The sequence below is a fragment of the Enterobacter sp. SECR19-1250 genome, assembly GCF_013391025.1.
In the GTDB taxonomy this organism is placed as follows: Bacteria; Pseudomonadota; Gammaproteobacteria; order Enterobacterales; family Enterobacteriaceae; genus Enterobacter; species Enterobacter cloacae.
The window spans coordinates 34,468-51,620 of sequence record NZ_JACASJ010000027.1 but is presented as its reverse complement, the minus strand read 5'-3'; the positions used below and the strand labels follow the sequence as shown (position 1 = coordinate 51,620).

The 17,153-nt window shown below is 52.6% G+C and carries 16 protein-coding genes; 5 read left to right on the top strand and 11 right to left on the bottom strand.

Annotated features, from left to right (window positions below; genetic code table 11):
• The first annotated feature begins 172 nt into the window (after window positions 1–172).
• Complete coding sequence (gene pdeR, locus HX884_RS09660) at window positions 173–2,164, top strand: cyclic di-GMP phosphodiesterase (protein WP_178328052.1); 1,992 nt, start codon at window positions 173–175, stop codon at window positions 2,162–2,164.
• On the opposite strand, the gene HX884_RS09655 is transcribed toward pdeR, so the two are convergent.
• A complete protein-coding gene (locus tag HX884_RS09655; RefSeq protein WP_013096380.1) occupies window positions 2,161–3,030 on the bottom strand; it encodes a crotonase/enoyl-CoA hydratase family protein in 870 nt (289 codons plus the stop codon). The two genes, pdeR and HX884_RS09655, sit on opposite strands and share 4 nt — an antisense overlap.
• 193 nt (window positions 3,031–3,223) lie before the next feature.
• Here HX884_RS09655 and HX884_RS09650 point away from each other — a divergent pair, with 193 nt between their 5' ends.
• From HX884_RS09650 to osmB, 3 genes are all read left to right on the top strand, one after another.
• On the top strand, window positions 3,224–3,406 hold the full coding sequence (locus HX884_RS09650) for a hypothetical protein (RefSeq protein WP_013096379.1): 183 nt from the start codon (window positions 3,224–3,226) through the stop codon (window positions 3,404–3,406).
• A gap of 43 nt (window positions 3,407–3,449) precedes the next feature.
• Complete coding sequence (locus tag HX884_RS09645; RefSeq protein ID WP_038419677.1) at window positions 3,450–4,202, top strand: DNA-binding transcriptional regulator YciT; 753 nt, start codon at window positions 3,450–3,452, stop codon at window positions 4,200–4,202.
• Window positions 4,203–4,463: 261 nt separating this feature from the next.
• On the top strand, window positions 4,464–4,682 hold the full coding sequence (gene osmB / locus HX884_RS09640) for an osmotically-inducible lipoprotein OsmB (protein WP_008501216.1): 219 nt from the start codon (window positions 4,464–4,466) through the stop codon (window positions 4,680–4,682).
• Window positions 4,683–4,784: 102 nt separating this feature from the next.
• On the opposite strand, the gene yciH is transcribed toward osmB, so the two are convergent.
• The 5 genes from yciH to pgpB form a co-directional block, all read right to left on the bottom strand.
• Entirely contained in the window at window positions 4,785–5,111 is a 327-nt protein-coding gene (gene yciH / locus HX884_RS09635; protein ID WP_013096377.1) for a stress response translation initiation inhibitor YciH, read from the bottom strand.
• Window positions 5,111–5,848 carry an orotidine-5'-phosphate decarboxylase gene (pyrF, locus tag HX884_RS09630; RefSeq protein ID WP_028027957.1) on the bottom strand — a complete coding sequence of 246 codons (738 nt, stop codon included), beginning with the start codon at window positions 5,846–5,848 and terminating at the stop codon, window positions 5,111–5,113. The genes yciH and pyrF overlap by 1 nt, the downstream gene beginning before the upstream one ends.
• 186 nt (window positions 5,849–6,034) lie before the next feature.
• On the bottom strand, window positions 6,035–7,204 hold the full coding sequence (gene lapB, locus HX884_RS09625; protein ID WP_013096375.1) for a lipopolysaccharide assembly protein LapB: 1,170 nt from the start codon (window positions 7,202–7,204) through the stop codon (window positions 6,035–6,037).
• 6 nt (window positions 7,205–7,210) lie between these two features.
• Window positions 7,211–7,519: a LapA family protein gene (locus HX884_RS09620; protein WP_013096374.1), complete on the bottom strand. Its 309-nt coding sequence runs from the start codon at window positions 7,517–7,519 to the stop codon at window positions 7,211–7,213.
• Between the two features lie 148 nt (window positions 7,520–7,667).
• Window positions 7,668–8,435 carry a phosphatidylglycerophosphatase B gene (pgpB, locus tag HX884_RS09615; RefSeq protein WP_028027956.1) on the bottom strand — a complete coding sequence of 256 codons (768 nt, stop codon included), beginning with the start codon at window positions 8,433–8,435 and terminating at the stop codon, window positions 7,668–7,670.
• Window positions 8,436–8,633: 198 nt separating this feature from the next.
• On the opposite strand from pgpB, the gene ribA reads away from it, so the two are divergent.
• The gene (gene ribA / locus HX884_RS09610; protein WP_013096372.1) at window positions 8,634–9,224 is read left to right on the top strand and encodes a GTP cyclohydrolase II; all 591 of its coding nucleotides are present in this window, start codon (window positions 8,634–8,636) and stop codon (window positions 9,222–9,224) included.
• 44 nt (window positions 9,225–9,268) lie between these two features.
• Here the strand turns inward: ribA and acnA are convergent, their stop codons facing one another.
• The 5 genes from acnA to topA all read right to left on the bottom strand — a co-directional run bounded on the left by acnA (window position 9,269) and on the right by topA (window position 16,755).
• Window positions 9,269–11,944 (bottom strand): aconitate hydratase AcnA, encoded by a 2,676-nt coding sequence (acnA, locus tag HX884_RS09605; protein WP_178328051.1) that lies wholly within the window; start codon window positions 11,942–11,944, stop codon window positions 9,269–9,271.
• Between the two features lie 163 nt (window positions 11,945–12,107).
• Complete coding sequence (gene ymiC / locus HX884_RS27185) at window positions 12,108–12,206, bottom strand: small membrane protein YmiC (RefSeq protein WP_044159376.1); 99 nt, start codon at window positions 12,204–12,206, stop codon at window positions 12,108–12,110.
• Window positions 12,207–12,517: 311 nt separating this feature from the next.
• Window positions 12,518–12,658, bottom strand: a complete 141-nt coding sequence (locus HX884_RS09600) for a YmiA family putative membrane protein (RefSeq protein WP_213382645.1) — start codon at window positions 12,656–12,658, stop codon at window positions 12,518–12,520.
• A 337-nt stretch (window positions 12,659–12,995) separates the two neighbouring features.
• Complete coding sequence (cysB, locus tag HX884_RS09595) at window positions 12,996–13,970, bottom strand: HTH-type transcriptional regulator CysB (RefSeq protein WP_178328050.1); 975 nt, start codon at window positions 13,968–13,970, stop codon at window positions 12,996–12,998.
• Window positions 13,971–14,157: 187 nt separating this feature from the next.
• Window positions 14,158–16,755 (bottom strand): type I DNA topoisomerase, encoded by a 2,598-nt coding sequence (topA, locus tag HX884_RS09590; RefSeq protein ID WP_038419681.1) that lies wholly within the window; start codon window positions 16,753–16,755, stop codon window positions 14,158–14,160.
• Window positions 16,756–17,153 lie beyond the last annotated feature (398 nt).

The following is a 17,153-nucleotide window of genomic DNA, read 5'->3' as shown; positions in this document are numbered from 1 at the left end:
AAACTGATCGCCAGATCACGCTATTTAAATTCTGGAATTAGCTGCGGAATGACGGTTATAAGAAACCCGGGAAAAAACAATAAGTTCACATCGGTCTGGCCATGGTCTCACCTCGAAAAAGCCGATTGCAACGGAATAAATTGTGCGCTAACAGGTAGCTGCAGGAGAAAACATGATGGACGATCTGGAGCAGAATTTGCTGTTTCGTTACATGGGAACTCACAGCCCCTGGTGGCGACTGACAGCAGACAGCAATGCTCTGCACCTTTCTACCAGCGAAAATGCCGATGTCACTCAGGTGGTGGCGCTGGATGATGAACAGGCCGAACTTATTCGCCAGTTAACCGTTATTACGTCCAGTATCTCTATGACGCTCTCGTTGTACGGCGAAGATGTTCCTGTTCACCTTGTCGGACGCAAAATAACCCGTAATGAGTGGGCCGGAACAGCTTCTGCGTGGAACGATACGCCTTCCGTAGCCCGGGACCTTGCTCAGGGGCTGTCCTTTGCGGAACAAGTGGTTTCGGAAGCCAACTCCGTTATCGTAATCCTCGATCAGAACGGCAATATTCAGCGGTTTAACCGCCTGAGCGAGGAGTACACCGGCCTGAAAGAACAAGAAGTTATCGGCCAGAACGTGTTTAAGCTGTTTATGAGCCGCAGTGAAGCGGCAGCCTCTAAGCGCAACATCACCGGCTTCTTTCGCAACGGCAGCTCTTACGAAGTCGAGCGCTGGATCAAAACGCGAAAAGGACAACGGTTGTTTCTGTTCAGAAACAAATTTGTCCACAGCGGCAGCGGTAAAAATGAAATTTTTCTTATCTGTTCCGGCACCGATATTACGGAGGAGCGCCGCGCCCAGGAGCGCCTGCGGGTGCTGGCCAATACCGACACCATCACCGGGTTGCCGAACCGCAACGCGATCCACGAACTGATTTCAGATGCCATCGACAGCCGCGTTGAGACGCAGGTTGGCGTGGTGTATCTCGATCTCGATAACTTCAAAAAGGTGAACGACGCCTACGGGCACATGTTTGGCGATCAGTTATTACAGGCGGTCGCGCTGGCCATTCTGAGCTGTCTGGAAGAAGGCCAGGTGCTGGCGCGACTCGGCGGCGATGAATTTATTGTCATGGCCACCAATACCTCTCAGGGTTCTCTGGAAGCGATGGCATCACGCATTCTGACCCGTCTGCGCCAGCCGTTCAGAATTGGTTTGATTGAAATTTACACCGGTTGCTCGTTAGGTATCGCCCTCGCCCCGCAGCACGGTAACGATCGGGAAAGCGTCATCCGCAATGCCGATACCGCCATGTACACCGCAAAAGAGAACGGTCGGGGTAAGTTCTGCGTCTTCTCGCCGGAAATGAACCAGCGCGTGTTTGAGTATCTCTGGCTGGATACCAACCTGCGCAAAGCGCTGGATAACGATCAACTGCTGATCCACTACCAGCCTAAAGTCACCTGGCGCGGTGAAGTCAGAAGCCTTGAAGCGCTGGTGCGCTGGCAATCACCAGAACGCGGGTTAATTCCTCCGCTGGAGTTTATCTCGTATGCTGAGGAGTCAGGGCTGATTGTGCCGCTTGGCCGCTGGGTCATGCTTGATGTGGTTCGCCAGGTGGCGAAATGGCGCGACAAAGGCATTAACCTGCGCGTGGCGGTGAACGTCTCGGCCCGTCAGTTGGCAGATCAAACCATTTTCAGCGACTTAAAACAGGCCCTGAAGGATCTGGATTTTGAATACTGCCCTATCGACGTTGAGTTAACGGAAAGCTGCCTCATTGAAAACGAAGAGCTGGCGCTGTCGGTGATCCAGCAGTTCAGCCAGCTTGGTGCGCAAATCCATCTGGACGATTTTGGTACCGGCTACTCGTCTTTGTCACAGCTGGCACGCTTCCCCATCGATGCGATAAAACTCGATCAGTCATTTGTCCGGGACATTCATAAACAGTCTATTTCCCAGTCGCTGGTGCGGGCCATCGTCGCGGTGGCACAGGCGCTTAATTTGCAGGTCATTGCCGAAGGTGTGGAGAACGCAAAAGAAGACGCCTTTCTGACTAAGAACGGCGTCAACGAACGGCAGGGTTTTCTCTTTGCTAAGCCCATGCCCGCTGCCGCATTCGAGCGATGGCTAAAGCGATATCAGGCGCGTAAACAGCACTAACTGGCTTTGCGTAAACCCGCCGCCTGGTGGCGGTTTTGCAGCATGACCAGACGCTCCATATAGGCGATATCTTTTGGTTCAAGGCAGAACGCAGCGTCAACCCAATCTTCCGTGATATCCATCAGCTCGCTGCGAGGCAGCTGCAGCACGCGGGTACGGGCGCGTAACATCGCCTTTACGCCGTTCATCTTCGGCCGCAGCGTGTCAATGAACGTTCTGACGGAGACGTAACTTTGCCCAGGTTCGAACAGGACATCCACTAACCCATGCTGTTCATACCATTCTGCCGTATGAGACTCCCCTTTGTAGATGAGCTCCTCCGCCAGCTTCATGCCTGAGCGGCGAGCAACCAGCGAGTACCCCCCCATGCCGGGGAAAAGGTTGAAGGCGATCTCAGGGAAGCCTAAGCGGGCATCGCGCTGGGACAGCACAAAGTGGTGCGCCAGCGCGGCTTCGAATCCGCCCCCTAACGCACTGCCTTCGACCATCGCCAGGGTAATAGCCCCCGTATCAAACCCCCGTGACGCCGCATGAACGCAGTCCACGCAGGCACGGGCATAGGCTCTTAACGCTTCGCGGCGTCCGTTTTGGATACATTCGACAAAGAACTGTAAATCACCTCCCGCATTGTACATCTCGGGCACCAGCGAACCGGTAACCCAAAAATCGACCGCAAACCCGGACTGGCGAACGAGCCAGGAGAGGTTCATGATCTCTTCGATTAACGCATGGTTGAAGCAAGGTCGTGGCTGCGCCCGCAACATCATCCAGACTGTGCGGCGCTCCTCCTCATAATACCCGGACAACTGAGTGAAACGTTCAGTATCGGTAAACAGTGTGCAGGTAGCCTGATTGATAACTGTCATAGTCTAATTCCTCATATAAAAAAGCGCCTTGCGCGCAGTTTTAGACTAATCCACTCATTCATCACGCTGCATGCGGGGGAATAAATTTATTACTTTCATTTATGTAATTTAGTTATTGCATTTTTTCCCTTCTCTTTTGAATCTATTTTCTGCATCATTGAAAATATTAACTTTTCGTACCCAGGATGAGATTATGTCTAACATTGATGCGCAGGCCGTAGCCCAACGAATTGATACCGTGTTGGATATACTGGTGGCGGGCGATTATCACTCTGCGATCCGTAACCTTGAGATCCTGAAGTCTGAACTTCTGGCTCAGACTGGCGCCGAAACCGCGTCAGAAAACAGACAGCCAAAAGCCCCGTGGGAAGTTTAACCACGCCCTATCCGCCCTCGTTTCGCTTTATTAAATGGATGCTATGAATTCCCGACAACAAATCATTTTGCAGATGGTCATCGATCAGGGGCGCGTGAGCGTCGTCGATCTCGCTAAAACGACAGGCGTTTCTGAAGTCACCATCCGTCAGGATCTGAATCTACTCGAAAAACAGAGCTACCTGCGTCGTGCGCATGGGTATGCGGTCCCGCTGGACAGCGAGGACGTAGAAACCCGCATGATGAATAACTATGCCCTCAAACGTGAGCTGGCTGAGTTTGCCGCGTCCTTAGTGAACAATGGCGAAACGGTCTTTATTGAGAACGGCAGTAGCAACGCCCTGCTGGCCCGCACCCTGGCCGAGCAAAAAGACATCACCATCATTACCGTCAGTAGCTATATCGCTCACTTGTTGAAGGAGACACGCTGCGAGGTCATCCTGCTGGGCGGTATCTATCAGAAAAAAAGTGAGAGTATGGTCGGCCCGCTGACGCGTCAGTACGTTCAGCAGGTGCATTTCAGCAAGGCCTTCATCGGTATTGACGGCTGGCAGCCTGAAACCGGCTTTACCGGCAGGGATATGATGCGTTCAGACGTTGTGAACGCGGTACTGGAAAAAGAGTGTGAGGCAATCGTGCTGACCGACAGTTCAAAATTTGGCGCGGTCCATCCTTATACGATGGGGCCAATATCCCGGTTCAGCCGCGTAATTACTGATGACCGTCTGAGCGAATCGCATCGGAATAAACTCCAGGAAGACGGACTTATCGTCGACATTATTAAAAAACCCGCCTGATACCGCGAGCGCCTGAATTTCAGGCGCCTCTTAACCTCTCTCTGAGAGGAATCCTAACCCCCCTTTAAGAGTTTTTACCTGTTTAACTGACCCTGAAGACGTAAAATTAATGTTAGCGATATAACAGGAAGTGACTATCACCTGCGTGATGACGTAACACCTGCGCGACCAGCTTTCACGGAGAACAGAATTTAAGTATTCGTTTAGTCTATACTTAAAGCGTGCATCTTTCCGTGAATCGATAATTCAGGAGAAAGTATTATGACCTTAACCAGCAAAAAATTAGCCGCCGCTGTTCTGGCAATCACTGTAGCAATGTCCCTGAGCGCATGCTCTAACTGGTCTAAACGTGACCGTAACACCGCTATTGGTGCCGGTGCTGGTGCACTGGGTGGTGCAGTATTAACAGACGGTAGTACGCTGGGTACATTAGGTGGTGCTGCTGTTGGTGGTATTATCGGTCACCAGGTCGGCAAATAATTATTATACGCCCTGATGGGCATAGCGATATTTATCGCATTTCAGGTCTGACTTACGCACGTATAAAACAAGAGCCACGGTAAATACCGTGGCTCATTTATTTTAGCCGCCCGCCAGTTTTACTTTCATCCCTTTGGCTTCGAGATGCGATTTAATGACATCGCGTTTATCACCCTGGATTTCGATTATCCCGTCTTTGACGGCACCGCCGCAGCCACATTTCTTTTTCAGTTCAGCCGCCAGTTTCGCCAGTTCTGCATCATCCAGATCGATACCCGTGATAAGGCAAACACCCTTACCTTTACGCCCGCTGGTCTGGCGCTGGATACGGACAATACCGTCGCCCTTCGGGCGCTCTGCTTTCGCTTTCGGTTCATCAATGCGCCCGGTTTCGGTTGAATAGACCAGACGGCTGTTTGAGTCGGTCATTACGCCCCCTTTTTCAGTGATGCGTTGATAGCCTTAAGCGTCTCTGCCGGATTAGCAGATTGTGTCACCGGACGGCCGATGACCATGTAATCCACGCCTGCCGCCAGCGCCTGCTCAGGGGTCATAATACGGCGTTGATCGCCAGCCTCGCTGCCCGCTGGGCGGATACCCGGCGTGACCAGTTTGAAATTCTGGCCCAGCTCCGTTTTGAAACGCACCGCTTCCTGCGCGGAACAGACTACACCGTCCAGGCCGCAATTCTGCGTCAGCCGCGCAAGACGTTCTGCATGTTCAGCCGGTGACAACGTCACACCGAGGTCACGCAGGTCATTTTCGTCCATGCTGGTCAGCACCGTTACCGCAATCAACAAGGGGGCGTCGCTACCAAACGGCAGAAGCGCTTCACGCGCGGCTGTCATCATTCTCGCCCCACCCGATGCATGCACGTTAACCATCCATACACCCAACTCGGCAGCCGCGGCAACGGCATGCGCCGTGGTGTTTGGAATATCATGAAATTTGAGGTCGAGGAAAACGTCAAAACCGCGCTGTTGCAGATCGCGTACGATTTGCGGTCCAAATAACGTAAACATCTCTTTGCCCACTTTAAGGCGACAGTCGCGAGGATCAATACCGTCGACAAAAGCCAGAGCAGCGTCACGTTTATTATAATCAAGAGCAACAACAACAGGAGAATCAGTAACTACGCGGGATGTGGAGGAAGTAACAGACGTCATGACCAGCCCTTTTCGTCTATGGGCGCGCAGCGGCGCGGAACAGATAAACGGCGTGCATTCTACCTGCCAGCGCCACAAATTGACAGGATCGTTTTTTTTCCCTGCCAGGCTGGCAAACCGCACGATGCTGAACGGGATTAAAAAAGCGATAAGTATGTTGTAACTAAAGTGAGGTGTTTTAAAAAATTACTGCCCATCGAGACCGCGAATGGGCTTGATGGTTGACCAGGCCCGGCACGAAGGACAGTGCCAGTACAGCGTATACGCGGTAAAACCACACTTCTGACAGCGGTAGCGCGGCTTGCTACGCACCTGTTCGCCCACCATGTCACGCAGCACCATCAGGCTCTCTTTAGCACGCCCTTCTTCTGCGTCGTTCAGGTGGTAATCCATCAGCTTATGGAAAACCCGCATGGTAGGATGACGCTGCAGCTGACGCGTAATATAAACCTGCGCCGTGTCGCTGCCCTCATGCTGCTCCACTACGTCGGAAAGCATCAGCTCCGCAGTGGCTCCGGTGTTCTCTTCCACGCAGCGGCGCAGGAACGCTACCCACTCATCCTGTTTACCCAGCTGTTGATAACAGGTCTGCAGCATTTCAAGGGTTTCACTGACCAGCTCTTTGTCCTGATCAATGACGCGCAGCAGGCTTTCAACGGCTTTGGCATAGTCGCCACTTGCCATAAACACGCGCCCCATCATGATGGAAATACGCGCGCTGTTGCGGTCTGCGGCGGCCCCTTTCTTCAGCAACGCCATGGCTTTGTCCATGTCGTCGTTCCCCATCTGTTGCAGGGCCAGTTCGCAGTAGAAATGGGCTATCTCGACGCGCTGTTTGTCTTTACCCAACTTAACCAGACGTTCAGCGGTATCAATGGCTTTCTGCCAGTCGCTGGTGGCCTGGTAAATCTGCAGCAGCTGCTGCAGCGCACCTATGCGGAAATCTGTTTCATCCACCAGTTGCGAGAACATGTCTTCCGCACGGTCATACAACCCCGCCGCCATGTAATCGCGGCCCAGCTGTTGTACTGCCAGCAGGCGCTGATCGTAAGTTAACGAGGCGCTTTCCATGAGAGTCTGGTGAATACGAATGGCACGGTCAACCTCGCCGCGCGAGCGGAACAGGTTGCCCAGGGTCAGGTGTGCTTCAACGGTCCCTGTGTCCTCTTTTAACATGTCGAGGAACAGGTCGACCGCTTTATCCTGTTGATTGCTCAGGAGGAAGTTCACCCCTGCAACGTAGTCGCGGGAGAGTCGGTTCGCCTCATCCTGTTTTGTTTGTTGCGCACTTCTGCGGCCCATATACCAGCCATAGGCAGCGGCTACAGGCAAAAGCAGAAACAACAACTCCAGCATATTCGATTATTCCTTGACGACCGGCACACCAGAGCTTTCCGGGATGTCGGACGCAGGCGCAATTTGATGTTCGAGGCGTTTAATTTTACGTTCAGCGCGCGCAAGCGAAACACGTACTTTTAACCAGAACAGACCGCAAACCAGCCAGCCGATGGCGAAACCCGCTGCGAACAAGACCGCCAGCAGGCTCGAAACCCGATACTCGCCCTGCGCCAGCAGATAGTTAAACGTCACCTGTTGATCGTTTTGTGCACCCAATGTGACTGAAATGACAAAAATCGCCAATACCAGTAAGAAAATGAGTAAATATTTCACATTACTTCCCGTTATGTGGTTCAAGCGAATAAAGTGTGTTCAACTTACCGCAATCAGCCTTATAAACTACCATTTTAGCGACGGGCGCGAAACGGAAAAAGTGACGCGCCCGTCATGGATTTATGGGCTGAATGCGCAAAATCAACCTTCAGACGCCACTGTGCTCCCTTTCGGCGATCTCTTCTTTCTCTTCCGGCGGCGGCGTTAACGGACCGCAGAGTCGTTCAGCCAGCCAGGTGGCAAGGGTAACAAGCAGCCATGAAATGAGCGTCGCCACCACTAAATCGCGTGGCCAGTGCATGCCCAGCAGTAGACGGCTCCCCATCACCCCCGTCGCCCAGACCAGTAAAATGGCGATAGTGACAGTACGACGCCGCGGCCATAAAAGGCCGACGGCAAGAAGTGCCCAACTGGCGGCGAACATGGTGTGCCCGGATGGAAACGCAAAGCCGGTCTCTTTTTGCCAGTGTTTACGTAAAAACGTCGGGATATCCTGCTGTTCCGCAAGCTGTTCTTTCACCAGCGCACCGCGATCTTTACGTTTTAAATTGTAGAACTCATTCACCGGAACATGATGCGTTTTTTCCAGCCAGACCACAAAAGGTCGCGGCTCCTGCACATGGCCTTTTACCCAGGATTTTACCCCCTGGCCAACAAGAATCGCCCCACCGAGGATAGCAAAGAGCACCAGCGCTGCGCGGAGACGAAAGCGCAGGCACCACAAAAACCAGGCGCAAAGCACTACATGAGTAATGATGCCCCATGGCTGGGTGACCGTCTCTGTTATCCAGTATAACGTTTTCAGCCACAGGGTATTGTGCCCGGGCTGCCACATCCAGCCTGATACCCAAACGGCTAATGGCATAATCAACAATATGGCTGCACCTGCTGCCGTTCGTCTGGCGATTGAAAGCATGTCTTCTCCTTTTTCGCTAAGCGTCACAATCATAACTGAAATTCATCCGACGGGTGGATATGTCGGATCGTGCGTTTAACGTTCGTATAGCATGGCAGCCATTAGGCGAACCTGCTGAGCTTGTGGCAAAATGAACGGATACAGAAAGCAAAAACAGGCGAAAGACACGAAACGTGTCAGCCTACTCTGGAGAATCACATGCAGCTTAAACGTGTGGCAGAAGCCAAACTGCCAACCCCATGGGGCGATTTCCTGATGGTGGGATTTGAAGAACTGGCGACCGGACAGGATCACGTCGCGCTGGTGTACGGCGACATTTCAGGACAAACCCCGGTACTTTCTCGCGTTCATTCGGAGTGTCTGACCGGCGATGCGTTGTTCAGCCTGCGCTGTGATTGCGGTTTCCAGCTGGAGGCAGCGCTCTCTCATATTGCCGAAGAGGGTCGCGGTGTGCTGCTTTATCACCGCCAGGAAGGGCGCAATATTGGTCTGCTGAATAAAATCCGCGCCTACGCGCTGCAGGACCAGGGGTACGACACGGTAGAAGCAAACCACCAGCTCGGCTTCGCTGCCGATGAGCGCGATTTCACGCTGTGTGCGGATATGTTTAAGCTGCTGGGCGTGGATGAAGTACGCCTGCTGACTAACAACCCGAAAAAAGTCGAAATTCTGACCGAAGCGGGGATCAATATCGTTGAGCGTGTACCGCTCATTGTGGGACGTAACCCAAAAAACGCGCACTACCTCGATACCAAAGCCGCCAAAATGGGGCATCTGCTGAGCGAGTGATCGCAAAGTGCCCGGCAACGCCATCGCGTGCCGGGCTGGCTCCATCAGTCCAGCATCTTACGAATCACGTAATGTAGAATGCCGTCGTTCTGGTAATAGGTGAGTTCTGTTGCCGTATCGATACGACACCGGCAGTCGAGCACCTCTGTTTTACCGTCTGCGCGCGTTAATTTCACCGGCACCGTTTTACCCGGCTGCAGATTTTGCAGGCCGCTGATGTCAATCAGCTCTTCCCCGGTGAGGCCCAGCGTTTTACGGGTGACTCCCTGCGGGAATTCGAGTGGCAGGATCCCCATCCCTATCAGGTTTGAACGGTGGATACGTTCAAACGATTCGGCAATCACCACCCGAACTCCAAGCAGACGCGGGCCTTTGGCCGCCCAGTCACGGCTGGAGCCAGAGCCGTACTCTTTCCCGGCGATAACCGCCAGCGGCGTGCCTTCCTGCTGGTATTTGACGGCGGCGTCATAAATTGAGATCACGTCCCTCCCCGGCAAATGTCGCGTCATGCCCCCTTCCACGCCCGGCACCATTTCATTGCGGATACGGATATTGGCAAACGTGCCGCGCATCATCACTTCATGGTTACCACGACGTGAGCCATAGGAGTTGAAATCCCGGCGCTCCACACCCCGGCTCTGCAGGTAACGGCCTGCTGGACTGTCGGCTTTGATGCTTCCCGCCGGCGATATGTGGTCCGTGGTGACGGAGTCTCCCAGCATCGCCAGAATGCGCGCGCCGTGGATATCCTGCAGCGGTGCAGGTTCAGCCAGCATCTCATCGAAGAACGGCGACAGGCGGATATAGGTCGAATCGTCCTGCCAGTCATAGGTATCTGAACCCACGACGTCGATGGCCTTCCATTCCGGCGTACCTTCGAACACCTCCGCATACTCTTTGCGGAACATTTCGGTAGAAACTTTCTCTACGGCCAATGCAATTTCCCGGGCAGATGGCCAGATATCCTTCAGATAGACCGGATCATTCTTGCGATCGTGGCCAATCGGATCGGTGACCAGGTTGATATTCATATTCCCGGCCAGAGCGTATGCCACAACCAGCGGTGGAGACGCCAGCCAGTTGGTCTTGACCAGCGGATGAATACGGCCTTCAAAGTTTCGGTTACCGGAGAGAACGGCCCCGACGGTGAGATCGCCCTGCTTGATCGCCATCTCAATCGGTTCAGGTAACGGACCCGAGTTCCCGATACAGGTGGTGCAACCGTACCCCACCAGGTTAAAGCCCAGCTCATCCAGATACGGCGTTAATCTGGCCTGTGCAAGGTAATCTGAAACCACTTTGGAGCCCGGTGCCAGAGAGGCTTTTACCCACGGCTGAGGCTTAAGCCCCAGCTCTACCGCTTTCTTCGCCAGCAGACCGGCGGCCATCAGCACGCTGGGGTTCGACGTATTTGTACAGGAGGTTATGGCTGCAATGACAACCGCACCATCCGGAAGCTGATACTGATGTCCGTTCAGGACATAGTCGATTGGGCGGCGGTCTTTTTTCGCCGTGTTAACTTCCAGTTCATTACTGGCGGCAAAGGCTTTCGGTACGTCACTCAACGCCACCCGATCCTGTGGACGTTTTGGCCCCGCCAGGCTCGCCTCGACGGTTCCCATATCCAGTTCAAGTGTGCTGGTAAATACCGGTTCATCGCCCGGGTTACGCCACATCCCCTGCGCTTTGGTATACGCTTCAACCAGCGCCACCTGCTCTTCGCTACGGCCACTCAGGCGCATATATTCCAGCGTGACAGTATCGATGGGGAAAAAGCCGCAGGTTGCGCCATACTCCGGCGCCATGTTGGCGATGGTGGCACGGTCGGCAAGCGGTAATGAATCCAGCCCGTCACCGTAGAATTCGACAAATTTACCCACCACACCATGCTTACGCAGCATCTGCGTAACGGTAAGTACCAGGTCGGTGGCGGTGATGCCTTCCGACAGTTTGCCGGTAAGCTTAAAGCCCACCACATCAGGGATCAGCATCGATACCGGCTGGCCAAGCATGGCCGCTTCGGCTTCAATTCCGCCAACGCCCCAGCCCAGAACGCCCAGGCCGTTAATCATGGTGGTGTGCGAATCGGTGCCCACCAGAGTATCCGGATAGGCCACCCACTCTTTATCCTGCAATTCACTCCAGACCGCTTTGCCCAGGTATTCAAGATTCACCTGGTGGCAGATACCCGTACCGGGCGGAACGACGCTAAAGCGGCTAAAGGCCTGCTGCCCCCACTTCAGAAAGACGTAACGTTCGTGGTTACGCTCCATTTCCAGACGTACGTTTTCGCCAAAGGCATCGTCGTCACCAAAGTGGTCCACGGTGACAGAGTGGTCGATAACGAGATCAACGGGAGAGAGCGGATTTACTTTAGCGGTATCGCCGCCAAGGCGCTTCACCGCTTCGCGCATTGCCGCAAGGTCAACCACAGCAGGGACCCCGGTAAAGTCCTGCATCAGGACCCTTGCCGGTCGATAGGCAATTTCTCTGTCAGCATGGGCATGCTTAAGCCACCCTGCCAGTGCCTGGATATCTTCAAGGGTGACGGAATCACCATCCTGCCAGCGTAAGAGGTTTTCCAGTAAAACTTTCAAGGACTTGGGTAAACGCGAAATGTCCCCAAGCGCCCTGGCTGCCAGCGGCAGGCTGTAGTAGTGCCAGGTTTTATTTTCTGCCTGTAATGTGTCCTTACTGGCTTCGCGTAGGGTTACCGACATAAGCTCCTCCTTAATTACAGAGATGTCCTGACAATCATCAGGGCTGTAATTAAAGATAACACAAAGATGTCGTAACGTTTTGATAACAACCCGAAATGATAAATCCAGGAATGTTCCAGTGCGGGGGAGAAAAAAAAACCCCGCCGTAGCGAGGTTTTACGATTTAGTGGAGGGCCAGCCAGATAAGCTGTGACCAGAACAGAATCGACGCGGAAAAAACGCCGAGCCATGACCAGTATTTCATAGACATCATGTTATTCATCATAGGGACACCAGGCATTATTTATTAAAGGTTCCGAGGTCTGCCCTCAGTTCAATATTGCTGATGTGTATTTATTAAAGAGTACAAATGCATTGAGCCTTTATTCAGACTATTTGCATCATTACGCAATTAAGTAAATTATTGTTTTTTGGGTTCGTCTTCTGCGAACACATCAATAAACGCTTGCTGTTGCGGCGTCAGTTTCCAGGACGCGGGTACGGCAGTGGCAGGTGCTTTGCGCACTTTGTGGCCCCTGTCACGAAGCTGACACATCTGTTTAACTGTTTCTGTACGTACCGTCACTGCCATATTCAACCCCAATAGTTCCAGGCCAGGAAAGCAACCACCACCCAAAACAAGGCGGAGACGAGAAAGACCGCCAGCCAGGCTTTACGCTTGAGCGCAGGATCCCTTTGCGGTTCTTCACTTCCTGAAGGCATTGCTAACCTCATACAATCGATATCGCTTATCATTTAGAGACCAAACAATTGGTACAATTAATCATCTGTTGAGATAAATCCTAAAGAAACTTTAGCCGAAAAGCCAGTGAATTTACGTATCTATTGATGGGAAATATTCATTCTTTTGACCAGAAATAAATATTTGAAAGGAAATATTTGCGAAGCCAAAAATTAGTTCTACTTTTGTCGCCAATTCACGACATTATAACCACACTAAATAAATGGTTAATGACATTATACGGCAGTTAAGTGCAGATGATGATAATTCTAATTTAGCTTTGAGAGGTTATTTCGGTATCTTTCCTGGGCGGAAAGATACCGGGAGTGATTATTTTGCCGGAAGTTTGATGTCTTTAAACATCTCTTCGATATCTTCATTTGAACGTAATTCCACGGCCGTATCGACCACGTCGCGCGTTAAATGTGGGGCAAAGCGCTGAATAAAATCATACATATAGCTACGCAGGAAGGTACTGCGACGGAAACCAATCTTAGTGGTGCTATGGCTGAAAATATCATGCGCATCAAGACGCACGAGGTCAGGGTCAGATACGGGATCAACCGCCATGCTGGCAATCACCCCTACCCCCAGTCCAAGCCGCACGTAGGTCTTAATTACGTCAGCATCGGTTGCGGTGAAGACGATACGCGGCATTAATCCTGCACGATTGAATGCAGTATCAAGCTCGGAGCGCCCGGTAAAGCCGAAGGTATACGTCACTAAGGGGTATTGCGCCAGCTCTTCAATAGTGACCGACCCTTTACCGGCTAACGGGTGATCGGGCGTGACGACAATAGAACGGTTCCAGTGATAGCACGGCAGCATAACCAGATCGTCATACAGATGCAGCGCTTCGGTTGCGATAGCAAAGTCCGCATTACCCTTCGAAACCGCCTCAGCGATTTGCGTCGGCGAGCCCTGATGCATATGGAGAGAGACGCGTGGATAGCGCTCAATAAAGCCCTTAATAACGCCCGGCAGCGCATAGCGTGCCTGGGTATGGGTGGTGGCAATATACAGCGACCCTTTATCCGGCCAGGTATGCTCACCCGCCACCGATTTAATTGCGTCGACTTTAGAGAGAACCTCCCGCGCGATGCGGATAATCTCCTGCCCTGCTGGCGTCACCTGGGTGAGGTGTTTACCGCTACGAGCAAAAATCTGAATACCTAACTCATCTTCCAGCATGCGGACCTGCTTGCTGATACCCGGCTGAGAGGTATATAGCCCCTCAGCGGTAGAAGAGACGTTAAGGTTGTGGTTTACCACCTCAACAATATAACGAAGCTGCTGTAATTTCATGCCAGACCATCCAATTTAGCGCATGCGGTCAATCGCTTAAGACGATTTGATAATAAGAAAAGGGTTAACTATAACCACTATATCATTTATAGCCTGACTGTATAGTACGGAACAAAAAATAATAACAAGGTAATAAAAAAGGGCCGGAAGTCCGGCCCTTTCACAGGTAAGTTACGGTAAGGAAAGATTATTTCTTGCCTTCCACCCATTTGCCATCCACAAAGAATGCTGACCAGCCGGTTGCCTTGCCGTCTTTCTCCGCCGCAACATACTGCTGCTTCGTTTTACGGCTAAAACGCACAACGGTTTTATTGCCTTCCGGATCCTGCTGTGGCGCATCGGCCAGATAGCGCAGTTTCTCAGGCAGGCGGTCGCGGAAACGGTACAACTCTTCCACCAGTGGCGCGCGGGTTTCGCGCGATTTAGGGAAGGTGTTTGCCGCAAGGAACACGCCGGCAGCACCATCACGCAGCACGAAGTAAGCGTCGGACTTCTCGCAGGGCAACTCTGGCAGCGGAACCGGATCTTCCTTCGGCGGCGCGACTTCACCGTTACGCAGGATTTTACGCGTGTTCTTACACTCGTCGTTGGTGCACGCCATGTACTTGCCGAAGCGCCCCATTTTCAGGTGCATCTCAGAACCACACTTCTCACACTCAACGATAGGACCGTCGTAACCTTTAATGCGGAACTCACCCTCTTCGATCTCATAACCATCGCAGGTCGGGTTATTACCGCAGACGTGCAATTTACGTTTTGGATCGATGAGGTAGCTGTCCATCGCGGTGCCGCATTTCTTGCAGCGACGTTTTGCACGCAGAGCGTTGGTTTCCGCATCATCACCTTCCAGCACGTTGAGCACTTCGTTCTCAGGTACCAGGTTAATGGTGGTTTTGCAGCGTTCTTTCGGCGGCAGCGCGTAGCCAGAACAGCCGAGGAAAACGCCGGTAGTGGCAGTACGGATCCCCATTTTACGACCGCAGGTTGGGCAGTCGATGCTGGTCAGGACCATCTGATTCGGCAGCATGCCGCCCTCTTCAGGATCTTTTTCCGCTTTTTCAAGCTGGTTGGTAAAGTCGCTGAAGAAACTGTCGAGAACCTTTTTCCACTCGGCCTGATGGCTGGCAACCTGATCGAGGCTGTCTTCCATTTGCGCGGTGAAGTCGTAGTTCATCAGTTCGCGGAAGTTGGCTTCCAGGCGGTCAGTGACGATCTCACCCATTTTTTCCGCATAGAAACGACGGTTTTCAACACGAACGTAACCGCGGTCCTGAATGGTCGAAATAATCGACGCATAGGTGGAAGGACGGCCAATACCGCGTTTTTCCAGCTCTTTAACCAGAGACGCTTCGCTGAAACGCGCTGGCGGCTTGGTGAAGTGCTGGGCAGGCACGAGATCAACCAGAGAGAGCTCATCCCCTTTGTTTACCGCAGGCAGGGTTCTGTCTTCATCGCCCTTACGTAGCGCAGGCATCACTTTAGTCCAGCCATCGAAGCGCAGGATACGGCCACGCGCTTTCAGGCGGAAATCACCCGCACCAACGGTCAGCGTGGTGGAGTCATACTGTGCTGGTGTCATCTGACACGCCACGAACTGACGCCAGATAAGCTGATACAGCTTCTGGGCATCGGCTTCCATATCTTTCAGCGATTCGGCTAACACGGAGACGTCAGAAGGACGAATGGCTTCGTGCGCTTCCTGTGAGTTCTCCTTGCTGGCGTACTGGTTTTCACTCGCTGGCAGGTATTTCTTACCGAAGTTGTCACTGATGTAGCCGCGCACCATGTTGACGGCATCCTGGCTCAGGTTTGTCGAGTCAGTACGCATATAGGTGATATAACCCGCTTCATACAGACGCTGGGCCATCATCATGGTTTTCTTCACGCCATAACCCAGGCGCGTGCTCGCAGCCTGTTGCAGCGTAGACGTAATAAACGGTGCGCCAGGTTTGCTGCTGGTCGGTTTATCTTCACGCTCCAGAACCTGGTAGCGCGCTTTTTCCAGCAGCGCCACGGCAGCCATGGTCTGCTCACGGTTTTCAGGACGGAACGGTTTGTCATTCTGATGACTCACCTGCAGCGGCAGCGCATCTCCACCCGGCGTGGTGACATTGGCATCCACTTCCCAGAACTCTTCCGGGACGAAGGCTTTGATCTCACGCTCGCGTTCAACAACCAGACGCACAGCAACGGACTGCACACGCCCTGCGGACAGACCGCGGGCAATCTTTTTCCACAGCAGTGGAGAGACCATGTAACCCACGACACGGTCCATAAAACGGCGTGCCTGCTGCGCGTTTACGCGGTCGATGTTCAGTTCACCCGGCTTCTCAAACGCCTGGCGAATCGCATTCTTCGTAATTTCGTTAAACACTACACGGCTGTAGCGTTTGTCGTCACCCCCGATCACTTCCCGCAGGTGCCAGGCAATGGCTTCCCCTTCGCGGTCAAGGTCGGTTGCGAGATAAATGTGGTCTGCTTTTTCAGCAAGCTGCTTCAGCTCGTTAACGACTTTTTCTTTGCCGGGCAGCACTTCATAGTGTGCATCCCAGTTATGCCATGGGTTAACACCCATACGGTTGACAAGCGCGCTACGTTCATCCTTTTTAGGCTTTTTAGCCCCTTTGGTGGAGGTAGAGTCTGCGCTCTTTTTGCTGGCTGAGCCACTGGTCGGCAAATCGCGGATGTGACCGACGCTGGACTTAACCACGTAGTCATTACCCAGATACTTATTGATCGTTTTGGCTTTTGCCGGGGACTCAACGATGACGAGAGCTTTACCCATATTCACCTTTACCTAATTTAATTCTTCCAGGAATACGCCGCATGTTGATTTCCCTTCCACTGACGACGAGCCATTGATATTGCGACTGCGTCAGGGGATATCAACCCCTTTGTCTTACTGAACGTCATAGCGTTAACGCCCAGGTGATTGAGTTATCGGGTATTTTTCTCACATCGGATGTAATTCGTGACGAATTCCCGGTCGAATGTCAAGCAATTCTGTTGCCAGAATGACGAAAGCGCACACTCTACCTGATAAAATTCGTTACGCAACTTTATTAGCATGCAAAAGCAAATCCTGCCAGCCAGGTCACGGCACCTTACCCCCTCACATTACAGGGAAAATTTGCCCCCAAAGCGCCCCCGGCGTAGACTATTGTCACTGTTTAAGGAGTGGAT

What these genes read in the sequence shown, in the direction of transcription:
- pdeR (WP_178328052.1), top strand. Translation starts at nt 173, where the DNA reads ATGATGGACGATCTGGAGCAGAATTTGCTGTTTCGTTACATGGGAACT.
- HX884_RS09655 (WP_013096380.1), bottom strand. Translation starts at nt 3,030, where the DNA reads ATGACAGTTATCAATCAGGCTACCTGCACACTGTTTACCGATACTGAA.
- HX884_RS09650 (WP_013096379.1), top strand. Translation starts at nt 3,224, where the DNA reads ATGTCTAACATTGATGCGCAGGCCGTAGCCCAACGAATTGATACCGTG.
- HX884_RS09645 (WP_038419677.1), top strand. Translation starts at nt 3,450, where the DNA reads ATGAATTCCCGACAACAAATCATTTTGCAGATGGTCATCGATCAGGGG.
- osmB (WP_008501216.1), top strand. Translation starts at nt 4,464, where the DNA reads ATGACCTTAACCAGCAAAAAATTAGCCGCCGCTGTTCTGGCAATCACT.
- yciH (WP_013096377.1), bottom strand. Translation starts at nt 5,111, where the DNA reads ATGACCGACTCAAACAGCCGTCTGGTCTATTCAACCGAAACCGGGCGC.
- pyrF (WP_028027957.1), bottom strand. Translation starts at nt 5,848, where the DNA reads ATGACGTCTGTTACTTCCTCCACATCCCGCGTAGTTACTGATTCTCCT.
- lapB (WP_013096375.1), bottom strand. Translation starts at nt 7,204, where the DNA reads ATGCTGGAGTTGTTGTTTCTGCTTTTGCCTGTAGCCGCTGCCTATGGC.
- pgpB (WP_028027956.1), bottom strand. Translation starts at nt 8,435, where the DNA reads ATGCTTTCAATCGCCAGACGAACGGCAGCAGGTGCAGCCATATTGTTG.
- ribA (WP_013096372.1), top strand. Translation starts at nt 8,634, where the DNA reads ATGCAGCTTAAACGTGTGGCAGAAGCCAAACTGCCAACCCCATGGGGC.
- acnA (WP_178328051.1), bottom strand. Translation starts at nt 11,944, where the DNA reads ATGTCGGTAACCCTACGCGAAGCCAGTAAGGACACATTACAGGCAGAA.
- ymiC (WP_044159376.1), bottom strand. Translation starts at nt 12,206, where the DNA reads ATGAATAACATGATGTCTATGAAATACTGGTCATGGCTCGGCGTTTTT.
- HX884_RS09600 (WP_213382645.1), bottom strand. Translation starts at nt 12,658, where the DNA reads ATGAGGTTAGCAATGCCTTCAGGAAGTGAAGAACCGCAAAGGGATCCT.
- cysB (WP_178328050.1), bottom strand. Translation starts at nt 13,970, where the DNA reads ATGAAATTACAGCAGCTTCGTTATATTGTTGAGGTGGTAAACCACAAC.
- topA (WP_038419681.1), bottom strand. Translation starts at nt 16,755, where the DNA reads ATGGGTAAAGCTCTCGTCATCGTTGAGTCCCCGGCAAAAGCCAAAACG.